The organism is Bacillus cereus group sp. Sample62 (assembly GCF_036851315.1).
Classification (GTDB): Bacteria; Bacillota; Bacilli; order Bacillales; family Bacillaceae_G; genus Bacillus_A; species Bacillus_A wiedmannii.
The window spans coordinates 285,001-310,000 of record NZ_JAFLPK010000001.1; the positions used below are offsets into that span (position 1 = coordinate 285,001).

Consider the following 25,000-nt stretch of genomic DNA (forward strand, 5'->3'; position numbering starts at 1 on the left):
CGCAAACCGACACAGGTAGGCGAGGAGAGAATCCTAAGGTGTGCGAGAGAACTCTGGTTAAGGAACTCGGCAAAATGACCCCGTAACTTCGGGAGAAGGGGTGCTTTCTTAACGGAAAGCCGCAGTGAATAGGCCCAAGCGACTGTTTAGCAAAAACACAGGTCTCTGCGAAGCCGTAAGGCGAAGTATAGGGGCTGACACCTGCCCGGTGCTGGAAGGTTAAGGAGAGGGGTTAGCGTAAGCGAAGCTCTGAACTGAAGCCCCAGTAAACGGCGGCCGTAACTATAACGGTCCTAAGGTAGCGAAATTCCTTGTCGGGTAAGTTCCGACCCGCACGAAAGGTGTAACGATTTGGGCACTGTCTCAACCAGAGACTCGGTGAAATTATAGTACCTGTGAAGATGCAGGTTACCCGCGACAGGACGGAAAGACCCCGTGGAGCTTTACTGTAGCCTGATATTGAATTTTGGTACATTTTGTACAGGATAGGCGGGAGCCATTGAAACCGGAGCGCTAGCTTCGGTGGAGGCGCTGGTGGGATACCGCCCTGAATGTATTGAAATTCTAACCTACGGGTCTTATCGACCCGGGAGACAGTGTCAGGTGGGCAGTTTGACTGGGGCGGTCGCCTCCTAAAGTGTAACGGAGGCGCCCAAAGGTTCCCTCAGAATGGTTGGAAATCATTCGTAGAGTGCAAAGGCATAAGGGAGCTTGACTGCGAGACCTACAAGTCGAGCAGGGACGAAAGTCGGGCTTAGTGATCCGGTGGTTCCGCATGGAAGGGCCATCGCTCAACGGATAAAAGCTACCCCGGGGATAACAGGCTTATCTCCCCCAAGAGTCCACATCGACGGGGAGGTTTGGCACCTCGATGTCGGCTCATCGCATCCTGGGGCTGTAGTCGGTCCCAAGGGTTGGGCTGTTCGCCCATTAAAGCGGTACGCGAGCTGGGTTCAGAACGTCGTGAGACAGTTCGGTCCCTATCCGTCGTGGGCGTAGGAAATTTGAGAGGAGCTGTCCTTAGTACGAGAGGACCGGGATGGACGCACCGCTGGTGTACCAGTTGTTCTGCCAAGGGCATAGCTGGGTAGCTATGTGCGGAAGGGATAAGTGCTGAAAGCATCTAAGCATGAAGCCCCCCTCAAGATGAGATTTCCCATAGCGTAAGCTAGTAAGATCCCTGAAAGATGATCAGGTTGATAGGTTCGAGGTGGAAGCATGGTGACATGTGGAGCTGACGAATACTAATAGATCGAGGACTTAACCATATAATATGAAGCAAATGTTATCTAGTTTTGAAGGAATATGCCTTCATAGTTTGGTGATGATGGCAGAGAGGTCACACCCGTTCCCATACCGAACACGGAAGTTAAGCTCTCTAGCGCCGATGGTAGTTGGGACCTTGTTCCTGTGAGAGTAGGACGTCGCCAAGCAACTTTAAGACGAGTCAGAATGACTCGTCTTTTTTGTATGCTTTCATACCTCTGTTAATTGCCTGCTTAACTCCTTCTAAATAGGCGAATCCATACCTTTTATCTGGTTCTAAGTAAGTACCTTCTGCCCATTCATTCCACGCATTAATAAATAAAAACTCGCTGTTGTAAAGAGAATAGGTACGCTGGATTTGTTTGCTTAAATATATCGTGAACTTCCTAGGGGTAGAACCTAGGAAGATGCTGCTATTTAAGTCTTTGCGACGTGCTGTATTGTCCCAGTCAACAAAGGCACCAGGAAATGTTTTTTTCTCTGGAGGAGATCGCTTTAGTATATACATCCACACTTTATCATAATCCCAAGCATTTATTTGTTTACCAGACTCATATATTGTCTTATTTATGTCTGAAGAGCTATCATGAGCAATTGTATAAAAAGGCTCGAATTGAATGCTAGCATCAAATCCATTTATATTAGGAAGTGGAAAGCTGTTTAATGTTTCTGCAAAGTATATACCTTTCAAACCATTTTCTTGTGCGAGTGTATTCCAATAATGAAGCATTTGTTCACAATGAGGGATATGCCCGGGACGATAAATAATGAATAGTGGTTTATCGTCTATACGGATATATCTCTTATCTTGGAAAGCTTGCAATAAATACTCAAAGTGTTCTTTCCAATCCGATAATTCTCCATAATTTTGAGGCATTAATATGTGACTATCAAGACCATCCCAAGTTTTTGTCCACGGTTCATTTGCCCAAGAAAGGCAAAACGGAAAATCTGGTTCCTTCATCTTAAGTACCTCATTAAAGGGTGTCTCCAATAGCCTCTTCCCTTTAAACCAGTAATGGTAATAACAAAAACCATATATGCCATGTGCTTTGGCGATTTCTGCTTGCCATTTTCTTACGGATGGGGTGGTTAAGTCATAATAAAAATCTTGATAAGGTTCTCTAGGTTGGTAATGTCCTGAAAATAAAGGTCGTGCACTTTTAGTATTTGTCCATTCAGTAAACCCTTTACCCCACCATCGGTCATTTTCTTTTATTTGATGAAACTGTGGTAAGTAAAAAGCGATTATTTTCAAGATATATCCCCCTTATGTTCTTCGTAGTTCAAGTGGTGGGAAGTTATTTTGGATTTTTTGGATTCCGTTCAAAGTGTGAGATATGTTATTTACTTACTGTGAATGAAAAGAGTTAATCTTTTTGGAGAACAAATAGGGCTTGGGGTAATCGGTTTACATCATCAAAAAAGTCCCGTAGCTTTAAATACTTCTCATAGTGGTTTTTAATATAAGTTCTAGGTATAACGGTTTCCCCGTAGAAGCTACTGTTTCTAACGTCTCCAGCTCCCGTAGGACTATGGACAAAATTGCCGCTTTCATAATCCGAGATGGCATGATTTATATCTGGAAAAGCTTGAGATAAAGTTTTATGCCATCCTGTTTGAATTAATTCAGGGTGTTCCTTAAATTGTTGACAGGAATCGAGAAAATAGCGTGCTTGTGTTGTGGCGATGAAGATTCCACCTGGACGAAGAATTCTTGAAAATTCCTTTATCCAATTTTCTGCAGTTTCTTCGGATAAATGTGAGAATACAGAATAAGCGAATATGATGTCTAATGAATTGTCATTAATAAATTCTACAGGAGGTTGTGGGGGAGCTATTTTATATTTGCCTCTTCCTAACGTTTCGTTACAAAGGTTAATCATTACAGGATCTACATCAATACCAAGTAAATTTTTATGGCGAACATCTTTGAAAAAGAAGCGTATAATTCTTCCCCATCCGCAACCAAAGTCTAAAATTTTCCGTTCTTTATTCAAGGGAACGCCTAAATTTTGGGCATATGTTTTTACAAGACTATAAAACAAATATGCTTCATAAAGAGCATGTTCATAGGAAGCACCTACAAACTGTTGTTGAATTTCTTCGGAGGGGAACATAGGTACTGGGATGCCATTTATCTTTGTTTGTGAGCAACTTTGTATAAATAGATTAAGAAGTTCAACATCAGAAAGCGGGCTAACAAGGTTATCAAAATCACTTCCTAACTTAAAGTTATTCATTTGTTAACCTCCAAATTATATAGTGCCTAAAAATCATTTTCGTGTTTTTTACTAATAAAAACATGTAGAAATTCAGCATCTAACCCCAGTGATCTATCCTTTTGTAAATAAACAATGGTATACATATTTGCATGTGAATAAATATATTCAATCATATCTTGACCCCAATCAAATGTTACTAAAGACCCGTTCTCATCAATAGGATTACCATGATAAATTGGCTCCTCAATATATTCGATTCCTTCTTTATTGTTTCTTGCTCTTTGTAAAGTCTTTGTGAGTGTATGATACCAAGGGACAGTGAACACATGAGCACCGCCAGGCTTTAATACACGCTCTATTTCTTTAAAGGCTTTGTTTGGTTCCATTACATGTTCAAAGACATCTTGAGTAATGAATAAATCAAAAGATTCATTTTGAAAAGTCATGTCTTCTAAGTTCTCGCATCTAATCCCTTGAAAGTGTTGGCCGAGAGGATAGTTTTTAAAGTATTGAGAGTATGTATAATTTTTGCAGTTTTTTATTAGTAGTTGAGTTGTAATTCCTCCAGGAGAGGATTCGTGGATATGATAGGAACCCCATTTTGGAAAAAATGTATTTAAAACATGGATTAGAGCGCGCTGCCTTGGTATAGAGTGGCATGTAGAACATAAGTAGTGATCTCTAAGCCAATCATTATGCTCTATAAATGTAGCTTTCTTCTCACAAATAACGCAATATCCATTATTGTGTTTCAGTTTACCTTCCACATGATATCACTCCTGTGTAAAATCCAATGTATTTATCCCGCCATTTTCAGGGAATTAAGATTTCCACCTCAAGATCCGGCTGAAGTAAAGAAGTGAGGTGGGAGATGAACTGCTTTCATTTTATGGATAGTATGACATACACGTCAACAATCAGCGAAATCAAAGAGAGTAGGTGGAAATTAGGGAACCCATAAAAGTGAGATTGGTAGAATAGAATAATTAGCGGGAGAGAACCCCACGCTAATTAAAGTTTCACTTTATGCTATGCGATACATTCGCTTTTATTCATTGAAGAATGTATCGACTTAGAATATCCCTTTTGTGTACGGATACATTTCAAAGTCCTGTGCATATATTTCTGTAACTAATGCCATTGTTTCTTCATCATAAAAGCTTTCATATGTTGGAAAGCGAGGGAAGGCGGCATCTGTAATGCTGAGTTCTGCATAGTTCCCTGTATAAAGCATCTTATGAGCCCGATGATGATCTGAATTTGTAAGAAGCGCTAAATTGGATTTAATCAAACCGTACGTGTGTTCCATCTTGGTGATTTGTGTATTAAAATCCTCTAAAGGAATATAGTATTGGATGAAATTTTCTTCACCTGGAACGTATTGCTGACTAAAATGTATGTCCATTGCTAGGGAATTTGAACCCAATGCTCGAATGTAATATAAAAATTGTTTAAATGATACTCCACGGTTACTATATTTGTCATTATACAAATAGTCGCGGATATTTTCCCATTGAGGGCTAGCATATGGATTGTCAGCAAGTAATAAAAATGAGCTGACGGCCCTTTTGTAGGGATTCCGTACAAGTTTACAAACATCTTTATTTGAGGCTAGAAGACCATTTTGTAACTCTGGTATGTAATTTATATTGTTTTTATACACCCAGAACTCATAGTAATGAATAAAGTCATTGTATTTCTTTGCTTCAGTAAATAATCCAATTTGAAAAAAGAACCAATTAGCTAATGCGGTACATCCGCTTCTATGGCTCCAAAATAGTATAAGTGGAAAGTCTTTATGGAAATGTGGGATTCGATCTTTATGTAGGATTACATGATTTAAAAGCTCTTGATTTACACTCTTCATAAATGTAGTGCTCCTTTTTGAAAGTTTTATTTATGGAGAAGGGAAGTTTTTACTAATCCAATATATTCATGGGAATGAGTAAATAGTATGAGTGTTTTTGCGGTCAGCTTAAATAAGATACCGATTCTAAAAGGAAAATATAAAATAAAGATAATGAAAAATTATAGGAAGCATACAATGATAAGAGGATGAATAATAGAAGTGACCAAGTTCATTTAGTTGCATGTCTAGGTGTGATAAGCAAAAATCTTATTACTAGAGAGGATATTATGAGGAAGAATAATTATTTAATAGTAGGTGGAAATAGTTTCATTGGTATTAACCTCGCATTAGGTTTATTGAAACAAGGTCAAAATGTAAAAGTATTTTCCAGACATATAAATAATTTTCCTCAAAATATTATAAGTGATGTTGAATTTATTAAAGGTGATTTAGCAAATGTTGAAGATATATATAAAGCTTTAGTGGATGTGGATATTATTATTTATTTAGCTGCAACGTCTAATGTAGCAACTTCAATTGAAGATGTTTTCGGAGATATGAACAGTAGCTTTTTTTTTCTTAATTTCATGGAAAGCGTTAAAAACTTTCCTATTAAAAGAATTGTATTAGCATCTTCTGGGGGCACCGTGTATGGTGAACCTGAATATTTACCTATTGATGAGAAACATCCATTAAAACCACTTTCTCCTTACGGAATAACAAAAGTGTCGCTTGAAAATTACTTGTACTTTTATAAGAAAAAATACGGAATTGACTATGTTGTATGTAGATATTCTAATCCATATGGGAAATATCAAAATCCTTTAAAGAAAGTTGGGGCAATAAACTGTTTTTTGTATCAGCATCTTAGTAATGAAAAGATTAATATATATGGGAATCCACAAGAGATTATTCGAGATTATATTTATATCGATGATTTAGTTGAAATTACTATACAACTATCGCAATTAAATCGTTTGAAATCTTATGTGTATAATGTAGGCAGCGGTAAAGGCCTCTCTTTAAAGCGAATTATAGTAGAATTGGAGAAAATAACGGAAAGAAAAGTGGATTTTATCTGCTATAAACAAAAACAAGAAAATGTTCAAAAAATCATTTTAAATATAGATAGGGTAAGACGGGAATGTAATTGGGGACCGAAAATAGATTTCAAAAGTGGAATTAGATTAAATAAGCTATGGATTGAAGAGTTCTTATATAGTAAAAAATAATAAACCATGCCCTACTTCTGTATAAGTAGAGCGTGGTTTATTATTGTATTTCTTTTTTTATTACCCAAAGGTCTTGATGTTCCCACCAAAAACCTTCAGTGTATTTTTTGATGACAGGGTTATAGGGTAATAATTTAATTTTGTCACATACGTAAGAGGGACTAACGATTGTTTGCCCGTATTGATGAACATCTAAATCCAATTGTTCACTAGAGGGGAGAAACCAATAACCCTGTTTATTTAAATCTGGAAAGCTGAAGTACTTTTTACTTTGATAACCATGAGTTGTGAAAATGAGTAAGCCTTCAGGAGAAACAGCATTATACAATGTTTGAAGCCAACGAGACCAAGTTGTATCAGGCATATGAGAAAAAAAGGATAGACAAAAAACGATATCATACGTAGGCGAGGTCAAATTTACTTGTTCAGGTTCAGGGTGAGATAAGATAGAAGAAGTATTTAATGTTTTTTCAATAAAAGTAATAGCCTCTTCATGTATATCGCAGGTAGTTATACTTAAGTTCGTTTGTAGGTTTAATAAATGACGTGTTACGCAGCCGTATCCGGATGCGAATTCTAATAATTTTATTGGAGTGTCTATAGGAGGATAAAAGGAAGTAATTAAATCTAAGAGTGTTTCTGCGGATTTTCTCCCATCTTGAAAATAATAATCTATCGCTTCTTTTTTAGATGGGAAGACTGGATTAGTGACAAGGAATTGAAAGATATGATCCTCTGGATGGATACTTGCACTTACATTGTAGTTGTGTGCAATTTGAGAAATCAAATCTTTATTTGCCTCTATAAATTCTTTCAATGAGTAACCCCCTTAAATGATAGTAATGTCTTACGAGAGATACTGATGGCGAAGAAAATATATCATTCAATCTTCAAATATGCTTTAAGGTACTTTCTATATGTGTACATTTTCTTTTTTGAAATGTCGTCGATAGCAAAGGTTTCTTTAATGAAATTCTGCATTTGTATAACTTCACTGTAATGGGAATATGAATCTTCGGTTCTTGTTACGCTATTTGTATGTCGTCTATGATAGTTTAATGGTTTTGGATTGAAATAAATATGCCCCTCTTTAAGAATAGAAACATAGAAAAACCAATCACCAGCTACTTTAAACTTTTCTAATTGTTTTGCTGTTGTTTTTATATCTATGTTTTTAAAAACTACACTTGAGACATTAGGTATGGTGTTTTTGATAAGTAACGTATCTTGTATTTCATCTGTCCCTTTTCGGAAATAAGAACTTTTCCATTTTTCTTTATCAATATCGTTTGTGTAATCTAAATAATGATTGGCCAATATATTTCCTTGTTCATCTATTTGTTTTGATTGTGTGTAGCTTAAGGTAACATCACCATTTATATGAAACCCTTGTATAACTTCTTCTAAAAATGTCTGATCACATAAGTCATCGGCCTCTGCAATCCAAATATAATCACCGGTTGCTGCAGAGAGGCCTTTTATCCATTGTTTAAATACAGAACCAGAGTTTGTATCATTAATAATCTGCTGAACTTTTAGGTGGGGCTTATTTTCGTTTGAGAGCAGCTGTTCAAATATAGATACGCTATTGTCAGTAGAGGCATCGTCTAGGAAAATTAGTTCGTAAAGGGGATAGGTTTGGTTTAATATTGATTTAACTCGGTCAGGTAAGTATTTTTCATAATTATAATTCGGTACGATTACGCTTATTTTTTTATAATTATGTTCAAGCAGGTTTAATAATTGATAAATGTAATGAAGAAAGTTGAAATCTTTTTCAATAAGTTCTTGGCCAAAGCTACCTTTTTGTAATCGTAAATCCTCATCTCCAATAAATTCATATATTCTTTCCAACATCTTCGGTAAATTTAAAAAGTCTACTAAGGCACCAGTTTGTTCCGTAACAACATCTTCAAAACCTCCAGCGTTTTTAAACCCTATAACAGGGACTTTTATATCTAATGCTTCTAAAACAACGTTGGGAAAAGGATCTTCTCTTGAAGTTAATAAATATAAATCAGCCCCGGCGTTATATAAACCGATATCTGGAGTAGGCTCCACTAATGTGAAATGTGCTGTGTATCTTGGGGAGAGCGTATTTAAAAAGTGAACATCAGTTCTCCCTACCCAGATAAAATGAATATTCCTATGAACCTTTCTTACTGAGTAAGCAATAAGAGAGAATAAATCTATCCCTTTTCGATGATCAGCGAAACCTACCCCTAAAATGATTTTGCTATCTAGAGGCAGGTTGTGTTTTTTTCGTAATTCGTTTCTAGCTTTTGTAATATTGTTCTTATAAGGATTGTGGTTAAACAAACCTTGAGGGAGGATGTGACATTTTTGATGATCTAATTGGGTGATTGTACGGAATTTTTCATACACGTACTGTGAAGGGAAGACAATTTTGTAAGCAAACTCGGCAATGTTTCTCGCTTTTCCCTCGGCAGAGTACTGTTGTATTAAATGCGGCAATTCATGTATTAATGAGATAACTTTTATATTGTGTTTAGCTAGTAATGCAACTATATCACCACTTATGACGGTACTACATATGGCGATGGTATAGTCTTGTGATAGTAACTTCTTTATTAATAATTCGACCTTTTTTTCCGTCGGGTAGTCTTCCTCTAGGCAATAAACAGGACCATACTTTTGAAAATCGTGGATTAAAATGCCCGTTCCAATAGAAATAATTGCGACGGAGTAATGGAAGTTTTCTTTAAGAGCTTTAATAGTATGTAAAGAAAGCAGCTGTGCTCCGTGGAAATGGGCATCATGGGATACATAAATGATCTTCTTATTAACATGCATTTCATAACGCCTCCTAAGTTAATTAGATTTTTAGTAAATGCAAGGGTGTATTTATAATTCTTAGAGAGAAGTGGTAAGAGATAATTATGAATGCAGCTGGAATGTACTCGAAATAAAAAGTGCTACTTTTAATATATATTTGTTTGGCTGGCTATTCATTCTTTAGAAAGGTGTAAGTGGTAAGTAAGAACGTATAAACTGTCGATTATAAAAGTGATTGCGCCAGTTTGTTAATCTCTAGGAACGGAGTATAAATGAAGAAGGTTTAATACCTTTGAGAATTTATAAAATAAAAAGGATAAAAGGTATTGACGATTAGGATATAGAGGTGTAATATAGAACAAGTCGCCGATGCAATAACGCAGAACGCGATAAACGAAATGAAAAACTTAGTTGACATTAACTAACGAAGATGTTAACATAAGGAAGTCGCAAATGAGCGACTAAGTAGTTCTTTGAAAACTGAACGAAACAAACAACGTGAAACGTCAATTTTTATTTTTAGATGCTAGACAAACTAACTTTATTGGAGAGTTTGATCCTGGCTCAGGATGAACGCTGGCGGCGTGCCTAATACATGCAAGTCGAGCGAATGGATTGAGAGCTTGCTCTCAAGAAGTTAGCGGCGGACGGGTGAGTAACACGTGGGTAACCTGCCCATAAGACTGGGATAACTCCGGGAAACCGGGGCTAATACCGGATAATATTTTGAACTGCATAGTTCAAAATTGAAAGGCGGCTTCGGCTGTCACTTATGGATGGACCCGCGTCGCATTAGCTAGTTGGTGAGGTAACGGCTCACCAAGGCAACGATGCGTAGCCGACCTGAGAGGGTGATCGGCCACACTGGGACTGAGACACGGCCCAGACTCCTACGGGAGGCAGCAGTAGGGAATCTTCCGCAATGGACGAAAGTCTGACGGAGCAACGCCGCGTGAGTGATGAAGGCTTTCGGGTCGTAAAACTCTGTTGTTAGGGAAGAACAAGTGCTAGTTGAATAAGCTGGCACCTTGACGGTACCTAACCAGAAAGCCACGGCTAACTACGTGCCAGCAGCCGCGGTAATACGTAGGTGGCAAGCGTTATCCGGAATTATTGGGCGTAAAGCGCGCGCAGGTGGTTTCTTAAGTCTGATGTGAAAGCCCACGGCTCAACCGTGGAGGGTCATTGGAAACTGGGAGACTTGAGTGCAGAAGAGGAAAGTGGAATTCCATGTGTAGCGGTGAAATGCGTAGAGATATGGAGGAACACCAGTGGCGAAGGCGACTTTCTGGTCTGTAACTGACACTGAGGCGCGAAAGCGTGGGGAGCAAACAGGATTAGATACCCTGGTAGTCCACGCCGTAAACGATGAGTGCTAAGTGTTAGAGGGTTTCCGCCCTTTAGTGCTGAAGTTAACGCATTAAGCACTCCGCCTGGGGAGTACGGCCGCAAGGCTGAAACTCAAAGGAATTGACGGGGGCCCGCACAAGCGGTGGAGCATGTGGTTTAATTCGAAGCAACGCGAAGAACCTTACCAGGTCTTGACATCCTCTGAAAACCCTAGAGATAGGGCTTCTCCTTCGGGAGCAGAGTGACAGGTGGTGCATGGTTGTCGTCAGCTCGTGTCGTGAGATGTTGGGTTAAGTCCCGCAACGAGCGCAACCCTTGATCTTAGTTGCCATCATTAAGTTGGGCACTCTAAGGTGACTGCCGGTGACAAACCGGAGGAAGGTGGGGATGACGTCAAATCATCATGCCCCTTATGACCTGGGCTACACACGTGCTACAATGGACGGTACAAAGAGCTGCAAGACCGCGAGGTGGAGCTAATCTCATAAAACCGTTCTCAGTTCGGATTGTAGGCTGCAACTCGCCTACATGAAGCTGGAATCGCTAGTAATCGCGGATCAGCATGCCGCGGTGAATACGTTCCCGGGCCTTGTACACACCGCCCGTCACACCACGAGAGTTTGTAACACCCGAAGTCGGTGGGGTAACCTTTATGGAGCCAGCCGCCTAAGGTGGGACAGATGATTGGGGTGAAGTCGTAACAAGGTAGCCGTATCGGAAGGTGCGGCTGGATCACCTCCTTTCTATGGAGAATTGATGAACGCTGTTCATCAATATAAGTTTCCGTGTTTCGTTTTGTTCAGTTTTGAGAGAACTATCTCTCATATATAAATGTATGTTCTTTGAAAACTAGATAACAGTGTAGCTCATATTTTTTTAATTTTAGTTTGGTTAAGTTAGAAAGGGCGCACGGTGGATGCCTTGACACTAGGAGTCGATGAAGGACGGGACTAACGCCGATATGCTTCGGGGAGCTGTAAGTAAGCTTTGATCCGAAGATTTCCGAATGGGGAAACCCACCATACGTAATGGTATGGTATCCTTACCTGAATACATAGGGTAAGGAAGACAGACCCAGGGAACTGAAACATCTAAGTACCTGGAGGAAGAGAAAGCAAATGCGATTTCCTGAGTAGCGGCGAGCGAAACGGAACATAGCCCAAACCAAGAGGCTTGCCTCTTGGGGTTGTAGGACATTCTATACGGAGTTACAAAGGAACGAGGTAGACGAAGCGACCTGGAAAGGTCCGTCGTAGAGGGTAACAACCCCGTAGTCGAAACTTCGTTCTCTCTTGAATGTATCCTGAGTACGGCGGAACACGTGAAATTCCGTCGGAATCTGGGAGGACCATCTCCCAAGGCTAAATACTCCCTAGTGATCGATAGTGAACCAGTACCGTGAGGGAAAGGTGAAAAGCACCCCGGAAGGGGAGTGAAAGAGATCCTGAAACCGTGTGCCTACAAATAGTCAGAGCCCGTTAATGGGTGATGGCGTGCCTTTTGTAGAATGAACCGGCGAGTTACGATCCCGTGCGAGGTTAAGCTGAAGAGGCGGAGCCGCAGCGAAAGCGAGTCTGAATAGGGCGTTTAGTACGTGGTCGTAGACCCGAAACCAGGTGATCTACCCATGTCCAGGGTGAAGTTCAGGTAACACTGAATGGAGGCCCGAACCCACGCACGTTGAAAAGTGCGGGGATGAGGTGTGGGTAGCGGAGAAATTCCAATCGAACCTGGAGATAGCTGGTTCTCCCCGAAATAGCTTTAGGGCTAGCCTTAAGTGTAAGAGTCTTGGAGGTAGAGCACTGATTGAACTAGGGGTCCTCATCGGATTACCGAATTCAGTCAAACTCCGAATGCCAATGACTTATCCTTAGGAGTCAGACTGCGAGTGATAAGATCCGTAGTCAAGAGGGAAACAGCCCAGATCGCCAGCTAAGGTCCCAAAGTGTGTATTAAGTGGAAAAGGATGTGGAGTTGCTTAGACAACTAGGATGTTGGCTTAGAAGCAGCCACCATTTAAAGAGTGCGTAATAGCTCACTAGTCGAGTGACTCTGCGCCGAAAATGTACCGGGGCTAAATACACCACCGAAGCTGCGAATTGATACCAATGGTATCAGTGGTAGGGGAGCGTTCTAAGTGCAGTGAAGTCAGACCGGAAGGACTGGTGGAGCGCTTAGAAGTGAGAATGCCGGTATGAGTAGCGAAAGACGGGTGAGAATCCCGTCCACCGAATGCCTAAGGTTTCCTGAGGAAGGCTCGTCCGCTCAGGGTTAGTCAGGACCTAAGCCGAGGCCGACAGGCGTAGGCGATGGACAACAGGTTGATATTCCTGTACCACCTCTTTATCGTTTGAGCAATGGAGGGACGCAGAAGGATAGAAGAAGCGTGCGATTGGTTGTGCACGTCCAAGCAGTTAGGCTGATAAGTAGGCAAATCCGCTTATCGTGAAGGCTGAGCTGTGATGGGGAAGCTCCTTATGGAGCGAAGTCTTTGATTCCCCGCTGCCAAGAAAAGCTTCTAGCGAGATAAAAGGTGCCTGTACCGCAAACCGACACAGGTAGGCGAGGAGAGAATCCTAAGGTGTGCGAGAGAACTCTGGTTAAGGAACTCGGCAAAATGACCCCGTAACTTCGGGAGAAGGGGTGCTTTCTTAACGGAAAGCCGCAGTGAATAGGCCCAAGCGACTGTTTAGCAAAAACACAGGTCTCTGCGAAGCCGTAAGGCGAAGTATAGGGGCTGACACCTGCCCGGTGCTGGAAGGTTAAGGAGAGGGGTTAGCGTAAGCGAAGCTCTGAACTGAAGCCCCAGTAAACGGCGGCCGTAACTATAACGGTCCTAAGGTAGCGAAATTCCTTGTCGGGTAAGTTCCGACCCGCACGAAAGGTGTAACGATTTGGGCACTGTCTCAACCAGAGACTCGGTGAAATTATAGTACCTGTGAAGATGCAGGTTACCCGCGACAGGACGGAAAGACCCCGTGGAGCTTTACTGTAGCCTGATATTGAATTTTGGTACATTTTGTACAGGATAGGCGGGAGCCATTGAAACCGGAGCGCTAGCTTCGGTGGAGGCGCTGGTGGGATACCGCCCTGAATGTATTGAAATTCTAACCTACGGGTCTTATCGACCCGGGAGACAGTGTCAGGTGGGCAGTTTGACTGGGGCGGTCGCCTCCTAAAGTGTAACGGAGGCGCCCAAAGGTTCCCTCAGAATGGTTGGAAATCATTCGTAGAGTGCAAAGGCATAAGGGAGCTTGACTGCGAGACCTACAAGTCGAGCAGGGACGAAAGTCGGGCTTAGTGATCCGGTGGTTCCGCATGGAAGGGCCATCGCTCAACGGATAAAAGCTACCCCGGGGATAACAGGCTTATCTCCCCCAAGAGTCCACATCGACGGGGAGGTTTGGCACCTCGATGTCGGCTCATCGCATCCTGGGGCTGTAGTCGGTCCCAAGGGTTGGGCTGTTCGCCCATTAAAGCGGTACGCGAGCTGGGTTCAGAACGTCGTGAGACAGTTCGGTCCCTATCCGTCGTGGGCGTAGGAAATTTGAGAGGAGCTGTCCTTAGTACGAGAGGACCGGGATGGACGCACCGCTGGTGTACCAGTTGTTCTGCCAAGGGCATAGCTGGGTAGCTATGTGCGGAAGGGATAAGTGCTGAAAGCATCTAAGCATGAAGCCCCCCTCAAGATGAGATTTCCCATAGCGTAAGCTAGTAAGATCCCTGAAAGATGATCAGGTTGATAGGTTCGAGGTGGAAGCATGGTGACATGTGGAGCTGACGAATACTAATAGATCGAGGACTTAACCATATAATATGTAGCAATGTTATCTAGTTTTGAAGGAATATGCCTTCATAGTTTGGTGATGATGGCAGAGAGGTCACACCCGTTCCCATACCGAACACGGAAGTTAAGCTCTCTAGCGCCGATGGTAGTTGGGACCTTGTCCCTGTGAGAGTAGGACGTCGCCAAGCAACTTTAAGACGAGTCAGAATGACTCGTCTTTTTTGTGTTTAATGGAAATAATCTTGTAATTAATGTTGGCTCTATGAGTACGTTTATCTAGCAAAAAACAGCTTTATTTTATTATGATTTCACATCTAAATAGCATACCTTCAGAAAAATATGGACAAGTTTGTTAGACCATCTATTCGTTAACAAGAATAGATACAAGGTATTGCCCTCTGTAGCCTGCTCACACCTTCTTTTATTTCTTCAGTTGTTAAATGTCCATACCCTATAATAATTCGATTATGATGTTTTCCTTTTTTAATGGCGTGCTCTTCCACAGGATATACTTTCACTCCGAGTTGTTGGATTTCCTCAAGTAATTCTTTTGTGAATTGAACTTGAGTGAATTCAACAATCAGGTGTAATCCTGTAGAATAACCGAAAATATTGATCTTATTTGAGAATGCTAATTTTAATTGCTGGATAAGGAAGTCTCTTCGAGTTTTATAGATTTTTTTCATCTTCATAATATGTCGCTCCAAATAATCTTCGGCAATAAATTTTGCAAGGACAAGCTGATTTAAAGAAGATGTATGTAAATCTGAAAACCATTTTACCCTGCGACATTTTTCAATAAGGTGTGAGGGAAGAACTAAGTATCCCATCCTAAGGGCCGGTGATAAAATTTTACTAAATGAACCTATATATATAACACGCTCGGGATCCAATCCCTGTAATGAACTTACAGGTGAGCCTTCATATCGAAACTCACTGTCATAATCATCTTCAATGAGATAACAATTTGTTTTTCTTGAGTAGTTAATCAATTGAACCCGTCGTTGAATCGGTAACGCCCCTCCTAAAGGAAACTGATGAGAAGGAGTAGTGAAGATGAATTTTGGGTTTTTATTTGCAGGCAGCAAAGATGTATCCATCCCATTATCATCAACTGGTATAGGGTAAAGGGAGGCTCCTGAATTTTTAAAAATGGTTTGAATGTCATTGGTGATGGGATCTTCTATTAGTACTTCGTCGCCTGTTGATAAAAGTAACTTAGAAACAAGTGTTAAAGCTTGCGTTGCACCGGAGGTAATTATCAATTGTTCTGGATGACAAAAAACGCCTCTTGTTTTTAGTAAATAGCGTGATAAAACCTTTCTTAATTCGGGACGCCCTTCGGGAATATCGTATCCAAACGTAGAAGGAGGTGTTTCATTCCATATAGTATGAGATAACTTTGCCCATCCCTTACGTGGAAATAAGTCTAATGCTGGTATCCCTGAACGAAAATTAATGATGTTACTGTCTTTGTTTATTTCTTCGCACCAAGATAAAGAATCAATTAGAGTTGATTTTTTACGTTGTTCTAAATAAGTCCCTTCTGCAATGAATGTCCCGGCGCCCTGTCGAGCGACCAAAAAACCTTCGGAAAATAATTGATCATAAGCTTCTAAAATTACATTCCTAGACACGCTTAACTCAGAAGATAATTCCCGTGTAGATGGTAGTTTTTCTCCAGATTGTAGCTCTCCGTTTAATATTCGTTCACGTATTTGGTGATAAACCTGTCGGATTAAACTTATATCTAACGATCGATCAATAGGTATCCAAAGCATATAAATGCTCCCTTCATCAAAATTGGTACCATAAAAGTTTGGTTAAAATGGTACTCATATGAACCATTTTAGCATGCTATAGTTGGATCAAATAGTTCTAAAGGGGATGAAAATATGATGACGAAACCAGAATTCCAAGTAGCTCAGGCATTTAAATCGATTGCACGAAATGAACATATAAAATTCTATGTACAACAATCCACTGAACTCTATGCGTTGTTATTGCAAGCTGCGAAACGCTTTGTCACCGGAGAAACGAGACGTGAGGGGATTGTGATAGCAAAAGAACTAATTACAAAAGGTTATCATACTTCACTAGAATACATAGGGGAAAATACTCTAGATATAGAGGAGTGTTATAAAGCAAAAAATGAGTTTTGGAATCTTATTGAGGATATAGGTGCTCTATCTATGAAACAAACAGTATCACTCGATTTATCGCATATTGGATTATCTATAGATCCAGAAATATCTTATATTCATTTAATGGAGTTGGCGGAGAAGGCAAAAGTACATGGAACTACCCTTATGATAAGTATGGAAGAATCATCTAAAGCAGCAGACATTCTTTCCATCTATAAAAAAACAACTGAGCAATATCCAAATGTAGGGATAACGATTCAGGCGCATTTATATCGCTCAAACAATGATATTCAAGAACTCCTACATTATCCAGGGAAAATACGAGTTGTAAAAGGTGCCTATCAAGAAGTTTCAGATATTGCTATGCCAAGGTCAAATGACTTAAACCAACAGTATCTTCAGATTGTAGAACAACTAGTTAAAAACAACCACCCTGTATCTATAGCTACACATGATGAAATTCTTATTAAAGAAATGGAGAAACGTCAATATTTTAGTCAATCTAATGTAGAGATAGAAATGCTATATGGAATTCGTCCAGATATGTTAAGTGATTTGAAAAACAAAGGACATAATGCTAGGGTGTATTTGACTTATGGGAAAGAGTGGTACTTGTATTTATGCCATCGTATAGCTGAATATCCGGAAAATTTATATCGTGCAGTGATAGATATGATGCATTCATCTGCAGTACAACAGAGTAGGGAATATTAAATGTAAAAAATATTTTGGCTATGGTTATTATGAGGGAGTTCAGTTGTAGTGAGTAAGTTAAATAATTTTGGTTGTGGCCCAAAATAAGAGTCGGATTTTCCTTAGAGTAGAAATTCCGACTCTTTTTATATTGAAATTTTTTTAGTTTATATTTGCGTTAAATGCGGACAGGACTCCTATAGGTGTTGGAAAGATTATGGTTTATAATTGTACAGCTGTAGTGTACCTTGTTGTAGAATTTGTTTTTGTGGGTGTTTTATATGCATGGGTTTCTTATTGTATGTATTCTTAGGTTTATAGCTAGAAATAAATGAATTTGTAATTCTATATGTATTTCAAAACGGAGGATATATATAGAAACAATAAAATTACATACTTTGTTAGTAACTCGATGCGCTCTTCTAACGGTAAAACGTAAATATAAGGTATATGATAAACACCCTTAAATGTGATAAAAAGTAATAAAACACAAACAGAACAAATGTTCCTTTTGGGTATGTTAGGTGCACTCGATCAATTGAGGTGCGTATTTTTAATCCGGTATATGTGTTTAAAAAAAGAAATTCTATTAATTGGCTCGGACCTTGAGTGTAGTTTATTTGTATATCTTAAATGTTTTTTTAAGGATATAAAATTTATTACGACTAGGCCATATGGAAATGGATGCTGTTAAAGATGAAAGAGATATAAGTCTGCTATTTCGGTGACACAGGGATAGTTAGTAAATGTATTAGTGTGTTTCTATATATTTACGAGTAAACAGGTAAGTAACCATTACTTCATATAAGGGGAACTCTATAACTAGAGTAGTATATAAGAATTTCTGTATCGTTGTCTGTTTATAAGAATACGTATATCTTCAATCGTTTCTAATAGAGTGCCTGATAAACAAAGAGGTGTTAGGGAGCGGAATAACTTTTTAATTATATATTAGTATTTATTAAAATGAGGTTGTTAGTTTCGCGGGGGAAAAACTCCCGTACCAATTAAGTCTATGGTGTAAGTAAACATGAATATATTTAGGGAGAAGAAATTAAAGCGAAGTCCAAGAGGCTTTTCGGATAATGTAATATTTATAGGTTCTTCTCTAGATTAGAGAGTGTAAAAATATTAACTTGAATAACTTTATAAAAAGGTATTGACGATTAGGATATAGAGGTGTAATATAGGACAAGTCGCCGATGCAATAACGCAGAATGCGGCAAACGAAATAAAAAACTTAGTTGACATTAACAAACGAAGATGTTAACATAAGGAAGTCGCAAATGAGCGACCAAGTAGTTCTTTGAAAACTGAACGAAACAAACAACGTGAAACGTCAATTTTTATTTTTAGATGCTAGACAAACTAACTTTATTGGAGAGTTTGATCCTGGCTCAGGATGAACGCTGGCGGCGTGCCTAATACATGCAAGTCGAGCGAATGGATTGAGAGCTTGCTCTCAAGAAGTTAGCGGCGGACGGGTGAGTAACACGTGGGTAACCTGCCCATAAGACTGGGATAACTCCGGGAAACCGGGGCTAATACCGGATAATATTTTGAACTGCATGGTTCGAAATTGAAAGGCGGCTTCGGCTGTCACTTATGGATGGACCCGCGTCGCATTAGCTAGTTGGTGAGGTAACGGCTCACCAAGGCAACGATGCGTAGCCGACCTGAGAGGGTGATCGGCCACACTGGGACTGAGACACGGCCCAGACTCCTACGGGAGGCAGCAGTAGGGAATCTTCCGCAATGGACGAAAGTCTGACGGAGCAACGCCGCGTGAGTGATGAAGGCTTTCGGGTCGTAAAACTCTGTTGTTAGGGAAGAACAAGTGCTAGTTGAATAAGCTGGCACCTTGACGGTACCTAACCAGAAAGCCACGGCTAACTACGTGCCAGCAGCCGCGGTAATACGTAGGTGGCAAGCGTTATCCGGAATTATTGGGCGTAAAGCGCGCGCAGGTGGTTTCTTAAGTCTGATGTGAAAGCCCACGGCTCAACCGTGGAGGGTCATTGGAAACTGGGAGACTTGAGTGCAGAAGAGGAAAGTGGAATTCCATGTGTAGCGGTGAAATGCGTAGAGATATGGAGGAACACCAGTGGCGAAGGCGACTTTCTGGTCTGTAACTGACACTGAGGCGCGAAAGCGTGGGGAGCAAACAGGATTAGATACCCTGGTAGTCCACGCCGTAAACGATGAGTGCTAAGTGTTAGAGGGTTTCCGCCCTTTAGTGCTGAAGTTAACGCATTAAGCACTCCGCCTGGGGAGTACGGCCGCAAGGCTGAAACTCAAAGGAATTGACGGGGGCCCGCACAAGCGGTGGAGCATGTGGTTTAATTCGAAGCAACGCGAAGAACCTTACCAGGTCTTGACATCCTCTGAAAACCCTAGAGATAGGGCTTCTCCTTCGGGAGCAGAGTGACAGGTGGTGCATGGTTGTCGTCAGCTCGTGTCGTGAGATGTTGGGTTAAGTCCCGCAACGAGCGCAACCCTTGATCTTAGTTGCCATCATTAAGTTGGGCACTCTAAGGTGACTGCCGGTGACAAACCGGAGGAAGGTGGGGATGACGTCAAATCATCATGCCCCTTATGACCTGGGCTACACACGTGCTACAATGGACGGTACAAAGAGCTGCAAGACCGCGAGGTGGAGCTAATCTCATAAAACCGTTCTCAGTTCGGATTGTAGGCTGCAACTCGCCTACATGAAGCTGGAATCGCTAGTAATCGCGGATCAGCATGCCGCGGTGAATACGTTCCCGGGCCTTGTACACACCGCCCGTCACACCACGAGAGTTTGTAACACCCGAAGTCGGTGGGGTAACCTTTATGGAGCCAGCCGCCTAAGGTGGGACAGATGATTGGGGTGAAGTCGTAACAAGGTAGCCGTATCGGAAGGTGCGGCTGGATCACCTCCTTTCTATGGAGAATTGATGAACGCTGTTCATCAATATAAGTTTCCGTGTTTCGTTTTGTTCAGTTTTGAGAGAACTATCTCTCATATATAAATGTATGTTCTTTGAAAACTAGATAACAGTGTAGCTCATATTTTTTTAATTTTAGTTTGGTTAAGTTAGAAAGGGCGCACGGTGGATGCCTTGACACTAGGAGTCGATGAAGGACGGGACTAACGCCGATATGCTTCGGGGAGCTGTAAGTAAGCTTTGATCCGAAGATTTCCGAATGGGGAAACCCACCATACGTAATGGTATGGTATCCTTACCTGAATACATAGGGTAAGGAAGACAGACCCAGGGAACTGAAACATCTAAGTACCTGGAGGAAGAGAAAGCAAATGCGATTTCCTGAGTAGCGGCGAGCGAAACGGAACATAGCCCAAACCAAGAGGCTTGCCTCTTGGGGTTGTAGGACATTCTATACGGAGTTACAAAGGAACGAGGTAGACGAAGCGACCTGGAAAGGTCCGTCGTAGAGGGTAACAACCCCGTAGTCGAAACTTCGTTCTCTCTTGAATGTATCCTGAGTACGGCGGAACACGTGAAATTCCGTCGGAATCTGGGAGGACCATCTCCCAAGGCTAAATACTCCCTAGTGATCGATAGTGAACCAGTACCGTGAGGGAAAGGTGAAAAGCACCCCGGAAGGGGAGTGAAAGAGATCCTGAAACCGTGTGCCTACAAATAGTCAGAGCCCGTTAATGGGTGATGGCGTGCCTTTTGTAGAATGAACCGGCGAGTTACGATCCCGTGCGAGGTTAAGCTGAAGAGGCGGAGCCGCAGCGAAAGCGAGTCTGAATAGGGCGTTTAGTACGTGGTCGTAGACCCGAAACCAGGTGATCTACCCATGTCCAGGGTGAAGTTCAGGTAACACTGAATGGAGGCCCGAACCCACGCACGTTGAAAAGTGCGGGGATGAGGTGTGGGTAGCGGAGAAATTCCAATCGAACCTGGAGATAGCTGGTTCTCCCCGAAATAGCTTTAGGGCTAGCCTTAAGTGTAAGAGTCTTGGAGGTAGAGCACTGATTGAACTAGGGGTCCTCATCGGATTACCGAATTCAGTCAAACTCCGAATGCCAATGACTTATCCTTAGGAGTCAGACTGCGAGTGATAAGATCCGTAGTCAAGAGGGAAACAGCCCAGATCGCCAGCTAAGGTCCCAAAGTGTGTATTAAGTGGAAAAGGATGTGGAGTTGCTTAGACAACTAGGATGTTGGCTTAGAAGCAGCCACCATTTAAAGAGTGCGTAATAGCTCACTAGTCGAGTGACTCTGCGCCGAAAATGTACCGGGGCTAAATACACCACCGAAGCTGCGAATTGATACCAATGGTATCAGTGGTAGGGGAGCGTTCTAAGTGCAGTGAAGTCAGACCGGAAGGACTGGTGGAGCGCTTAGAAGTGAGAATGCCGGTATGAGTAGCGAAAGACGGGTGAGAATCCCGTCCACCGAATGCCTAAGGTTTCCTGAGGAAGGCTCGTCCGCTCAGGGTTAGTCAGGACCTAAGCCGAGGCCGACAGGCGTAGGCGATGGACAACAGGTTGATATTCCTGTACCACCTCTTTATCGTTTGAGCAATGGAGGGACGCAGAAGGATAGAAGAAGCGTGCGATTGGTTGTGCACGTCCAAGCAGTTAGGCTGATAAGTAGGCAAATCCGCTTATCGTGAAGGCTGAGCTGTGATGGGGAAGCTCCTTATGGAGCGAAGTCTTTGATTCCCCGCTGCCAAGAAAAGCTTCTAGCGAGATAAAAGGTGCCTGTACCGCAAACCGACACAGGTAGGCGAGGAGAGAATCCTAAGGTGTGCGAGAGAACTCTGGTTAAGGAACTCGGCAAAATGACCCCGTAACTTCGGGAGAAGGGGTGCTTTCTTAACGGAAAGCCGCAGTGAATAGGCCCAAGCGACTGTTTAGCAAAAACACAGGTCTCTGCGAAGCCGTAAGGCGAAGTATAGGGGCTGACACCTGCCCGGTGCTGGAAGGTTAAGGAGAGGGGTTAGCGTAAGCGAAGCTCTGAACTGAAGCCCCAGTAAACGGCGGCCGTAACTATAACGGTCCTAAGGTAGCGAAATTCCTTGTCGGGTAAGTTCCGACCCGCACGAAAGGTGTAACGATTTGGGCACTGTCTCAACCAGAGACTCGGTGAAATTATAGTACCTGTGAAGATGCAGGTTACCCGCGACAGGACGGAAAGACCCCGTGGAGCTTTACTGTAGCCTGATATTGAATTTTGGTACATTTTGTACAGGATAGGCGGGAGCCATTGAAACCGGAGCGCTAGCTTCGGTGGAGGCGCTGGTGGGATACCGCCCTGAATGTATTGAAATTCTAACCTACGGGTCTTATCGACCCGGGAGACAGTGTCAGGTGGGCAGTTTGACTGGGGCGGTCGCCTCCTAAAGTGTAACGGAGGCGCCCAAAGGTTCCCTCAGAATGGTTGGAAATCATTCGTAGAGTGCAAAGGCATAAGGGAGCTTGACTGCGAGACCTACAAGTCGAGCAGGGACGAAAGTCGGGCTTAGTGATCCGGTGGTTCCGCATGGAAGGGCCATCGCTCAACGGATAAAAGCTACCCCGGGGATAACAGGCTTATCTCCCCCAAGAGTCCACATCGACGGGGAGGTTTGGCACCTCGATGTCGGCTCATCGCATCCTGGGGCTGTAGTCGGTCCCAAGGGTTGGGCTGTTCGCCCATTAAAGCGGTACGCGAGCTGGGTTCAGAACGTCGTGAGACAGTTCGGTCCCTATCCGTCGTGGGCGTAGGAAATTTGAGAGGAGCTGTCCTTAGTACGAGAGGACCGGGATGGACGCACCGCTGGTGTACCAGTTGTTCTGCCAAGGGCATAGCTGGGTAGCTATGTGCGGAAGGGATAAGTGCTGAAAGCATCTAAGCATGAAGCCCCCCTCAAGATGAGATTTCCCATAGCGTAAGCTAGTAAGATCCCTGAAAGATGATCAGGTTGATAGGTTCGAGGTGGAAGCATGGTGACATGTGGAGCTGACGAATACTAATAGATCGAGGACTTAACCATATAATATGAAGCAATGTTATCTAGTTTTGAAGGAATATGCCTTCATAGTTTGGTGATGATGGCAGAGAGGTCACACCCGTTCCCATACCGAACACGGAAGTTAAGCTCTCTAGCGCCGATGGTAGTTGGGACCTTGTCCCTGTGAGAGTAGGACGTCGCCAAGCAAAAACCTAAGTCGATTCGACTTAGGTTTTTTTTGTGTTTATTTTTATTTACTAAATGTCATAATCCATAAATTTAATAATCTTAAAGATGGAAAAGAATGAAATAGAGATTGTTTCAAATGAATTTTGGATGATAATCGGGTAAAGGTGTATAAAGTAATATGTTTGAATATTAGTTGAAGGTAAGAATTACCTTTTATATTGATTGAGTTATAGGATGACTAAAAATATTTTACTTTTTATATGAAAACGGTATGCGGAAAATAGCTATTCAGTTGTTTTTTACATACCGTTTTTTCATTTTTAACGTATTATCCGAAAGAGGTTTCATTCCTCAAGCGTGTGAAAGACGATAGTCTAGCGGTAGGTGGGAGATGAATTTCGGTTTGGCGTAGCCAAACATTTGGTTTTCCTATTTATTTCGCCCCTGATATAATCAGTCTTATAAGAGGTAAAGTTTGGTATAACAATGAAGAAAGTAGATAATAATCTTGTAGTGTTCAGGTTGTGTGATCACCGTCATAGCTTATGGGAAATGAAGCAGAAAATGAGGTGAATGGATATGGCAAAGCAAACCTTATACGTAAAACGTTCGGATGTGTACGCTTTGTGTATAATAAAATGCTGGCTGAAAGAAAAGAAGTATATGAAAAACACAAAGCGAACAAGGAAGAACTGAAGAAACAAAAATTCCCTACTCCTGCGAAATACAAAGTGGAGTATGAAGGGTTGAAAGAAGTTGATTCATTGGCGTTGGCCAACGCTCAATATCAAAAAGGAAGCCATGCGGTTATTAGCATTGGTATAAATCGTAAGAAATAACATTTGGAACAAGGGAGTTAGCTCGGCTGTCCTAGGACAAATTCGTTAGCTATCAAAAGTAGCGATGAACCGAGAAGCCCCCCACTTAGGGGGAAACTCGTAACAGTTACTAAGTGGTGGGTAGTTCACAGGATTTCACATAAGAAAAAATCTATAATTAAGATAGTTAACATATATTTTTTGATGGGTGTGGGGGATTATGAAAGAAATATGCATGTTATTAGTGGCTGTTATATTATGGGGGACAGCCATTGCGCCAACAAAGTGGGCATTAGAATCTATTCAGCCATTTACTTTGTTATTTATTCGCCTTTTCTTAGCTGGTGGAATTTGTTTACTATTCTCATTTAAACAATTAAAAAGATCAGTTGTACATAAACAAGTCCCGTGGAAAAGAATGAGTTTACTATCTTTTACTGGTATAGCTGGGTACTTTATGTTCACATCCTACGGTATTTCTTTAACGAGTGGATTGCATGTTAGTATTATTGATGCTGCTTTACCTTTAGTTACAATTCTTTTTTCAGCGTTCTTTTTGAAAGAAAAAATTCAGCTTAATTATTGGATCGGTATTGTATTGGGGGCTATCGGAGTACTTCTTATTACAATTCCATTTAGTAATGTCGATCAAGAAGTATCTTTAATAGGAGATATCCTTATTTTATTAAGCACGTTCTT

The 25,000-nt window shown here is 41.6% G+C and carries 10 protein-coding genes, 8 rRNA genes and 2 pseudogenes (2 of these 20 running past the window's edge); 12 read left to right on the forward strand and 8 right to left on the reverse strand.

Features of this window, described 5'->3' with window-relative positions; genetic code table 11:
* Together J0835_RS01590 and rrf (J0835_RS01595) are read left to right on the forward strand one after the other, a co-directional pair.
* Positions 1-1,268: ribosomal RNA gene (locus J0835_RS01590) — 23S ribosomal RNA — on the forward strand; it begins 1,654 nt to the left of the window's first position.
* Between the two features lie 49 nt (positions 1,269-1,317).
* Positions 1,318-1,433 (forward strand): 5S ribosomal RNA (gene rrf, locus J0835_RS01595).
* Positions 1,434-1,447: 14 nt separating this feature from the next.
* Here the strand turns inward: rrf (J0835_RS01595) and J0835_RS01600 are convergent.
* The 4 genes from J0835_RS01600 to J0835_RS01615 form a co-directional block, all read right to left on the reverse strand.
* Positions 1,448-2,524 (reverse strand): glycosyltransferase WbsX family protein, encoded by a 1,077-nt coding sequence (locus J0835_RS01600; RefSeq protein WP_087979202.1) that lies wholly within the window; start codon positions 2,522-2,524, stop codon positions 1,448-1,450.
* Between the two features lie 112 nt (positions 2,525-2,636).
* On the reverse strand, positions 2,637-3,509 hold the full coding sequence (locus J0835_RS01605; protein ID WP_087979203.1) for a class I SAM-dependent methyltransferase: 873 nt from the start codon (positions 3,507-3,509) through the stop codon (positions 2,637-2,639).
* Positions 3,510-3,535: 26 nt separating this feature from the next.
* Positions 3,536-4,258: a class I SAM-dependent methyltransferase gene (locus J0835_RS01610; protein WP_087979204.1), complete on the reverse strand. Its 723-nt coding sequence runs from the start codon at positions 4,256-4,258 to the stop codon at positions 3,536-3,538.
* Positions 4,259-4,563: 305 nt separating this feature from the next.
* Positions 4,564-5,358: a sulfotransferase family 2 domain-containing protein gene (locus J0835_RS01615; RefSeq protein WP_087979205.1), complete on the reverse strand. Its 795-nt coding sequence runs from the start codon at positions 5,356-5,358 to the stop codon at positions 4,564-4,566.
* A 269-nt stretch (positions 5,359-5,627) separates the two neighbouring features.
* On the opposite strand from J0835_RS01615, the gene J0835_RS01620 reads away from it, so the two are divergent.
* Complete coding sequence (locus J0835_RS01620; RefSeq protein WP_087979206.1) at positions 5,628-6,572, forward strand: NAD-dependent epimerase/dehydratase family protein; 945 nt, start codon at positions 5,628-5,630, stop codon at positions 6,570-6,572.
* 40 nt (positions 6,573-6,612) lie between these two features.
* On the opposite strand, the gene J0835_RS01625 is transcribed toward J0835_RS01620, so the two are convergent.
* Together J0835_RS01625 and J0835_RS01630 are read right to left on the reverse strand one after the other, a co-directional pair.
* Positions 6,613-7,389: a class I SAM-dependent methyltransferase gene (locus J0835_RS01625; RefSeq protein WP_087979207.1), complete on the reverse strand. Its 777-nt coding sequence runs from the start codon at positions 7,387-7,389 to the stop codon at positions 6,613-6,615.
* Between the two features lie 62 nt (positions 7,390-7,451).
* Complete coding sequence (locus tag J0835_RS01630) at positions 7,452-9,386, reverse strand: glycosyltransferase (RefSeq protein WP_087979208.1); 1,935 nt, start codon at positions 9,384-9,386, stop codon at positions 7,452-7,454.
* A 523-nt stretch (positions 9,387-9,909) separates the two neighbouring features.
* Here J0835_RS01630 and J0835_RS01635 point away from each other — a divergent pair.
* The 3 genes from J0835_RS01635 (at position 9,910) to rrf (J0835_RS01645) (ending at position 14,693) form a co-directional block, all read left to right on the forward strand.
* Positions 9,910-11,461 (forward strand): 16S ribosomal RNA (locus tag J0835_RS01635).
* 146 nt (positions 11,462-11,607) lie between these two features.
* A 23S ribosomal RNA gene (locus J0835_RS01640) occupies positions 11,608-14,529 on the forward strand.
* Positions 14,530-14,577: 48 nt separating this feature from the next.
* Positions 14,578-14,693 (forward strand): 5S ribosomal RNA (gene rrf, locus J0835_RS01645).
* Together the 16S, 23S and 5S rRNA genes form the textbook arrangement of a ribosomal RNA operon.
* Positions 14,694-14,873: 180 nt before the next feature.
* On the opposite strand, the gene pdxR is transcribed toward rrf (J0835_RS01645), so the two are convergent.
* Positions 14,874-16,286: a MocR-like pyridoxine biosynthesis transcription factor PdxR gene (gene pdxR, locus J0835_RS01650; RefSeq protein WP_087983629.1), complete on the reverse strand. Its 1,413-nt coding sequence runs from the start codon at positions 16,284-16,286 to the stop codon at positions 14,874-14,876.
* A gap of 117 nt (positions 16,287-16,403) precedes the next feature.
* On the opposite strand from pdxR, the gene J0835_RS01655 reads away from it, so the two are divergent.
* Positions 16,404-17,363 carry a proline dehydrogenase family protein gene (locus tag J0835_RS01655; protein ID WP_087983631.1) on the forward strand — a complete coding sequence of 320 codons (960 nt, stop codon included), beginning with the start codon at positions 16,404-16,406 and terminating at the stop codon, positions 17,361-17,363.
* A 704-nt stretch (positions 17,364-18,067) separates the two neighbouring features.
* Here J0835_RS01655 and J0835_RS01660 read toward each other — a convergent pair.
* Positions 18,068-18,183 (reverse strand): annotated as a pseudogene (locus tag J0835_RS01660) (ABC transporter permease); the annotation flags it as partial.
* A 533-nt stretch (positions 18,184-18,716) separates the two neighbouring features.
* On the opposite strand from J0835_RS01660, the gene J0835_RS01665 reads away from it, so the two are divergent.
* The 5 genes and pseudogenes from J0835_RS01665 to J0835_RS01685 all read left to right on the forward strand — a co-directional run.
* Positions 18,717-20,268 (forward strand): 16S ribosomal RNA (locus tag J0835_RS01665).
* A 146-nt stretch (positions 20,269-20,414) separates the two neighbouring features.
* A 23S ribosomal RNA gene (locus tag J0835_RS01670) occupies positions 20,415-23,336 on the forward strand.
* 48 nt (positions 23,337-23,384) lie between these two features.
* Positions 23,385-23,500 (forward strand): 5S ribosomal RNA (gene rrf / locus J0835_RS01675).
* A 528-nt stretch (positions 23,501-24,028) separates the two neighbouring features.
* Positions 24,029-24,268 (forward strand): annotated as a pseudogene (locus tag J0835_RS01680) (helix-turn-helix domain-containing protein); the annotation flags it as partial.
* 253 nt (positions 24,269-24,521) lie between these two features.
* A protein-coding gene (locus tag J0835_RS01685) for a DMT family transporter (protein WP_087979209.1) crosses the window boundary here: on the forward strand, positions 24,522-25,000 show its 5' portion. 451 nt of this gene lie beyond the right edge of the window; 479 of the gene's 930 nt are visible here — the first part of the coding sequence; its start codon is at positions 24,522-24,524; the stop codon falls past the right edge of the window.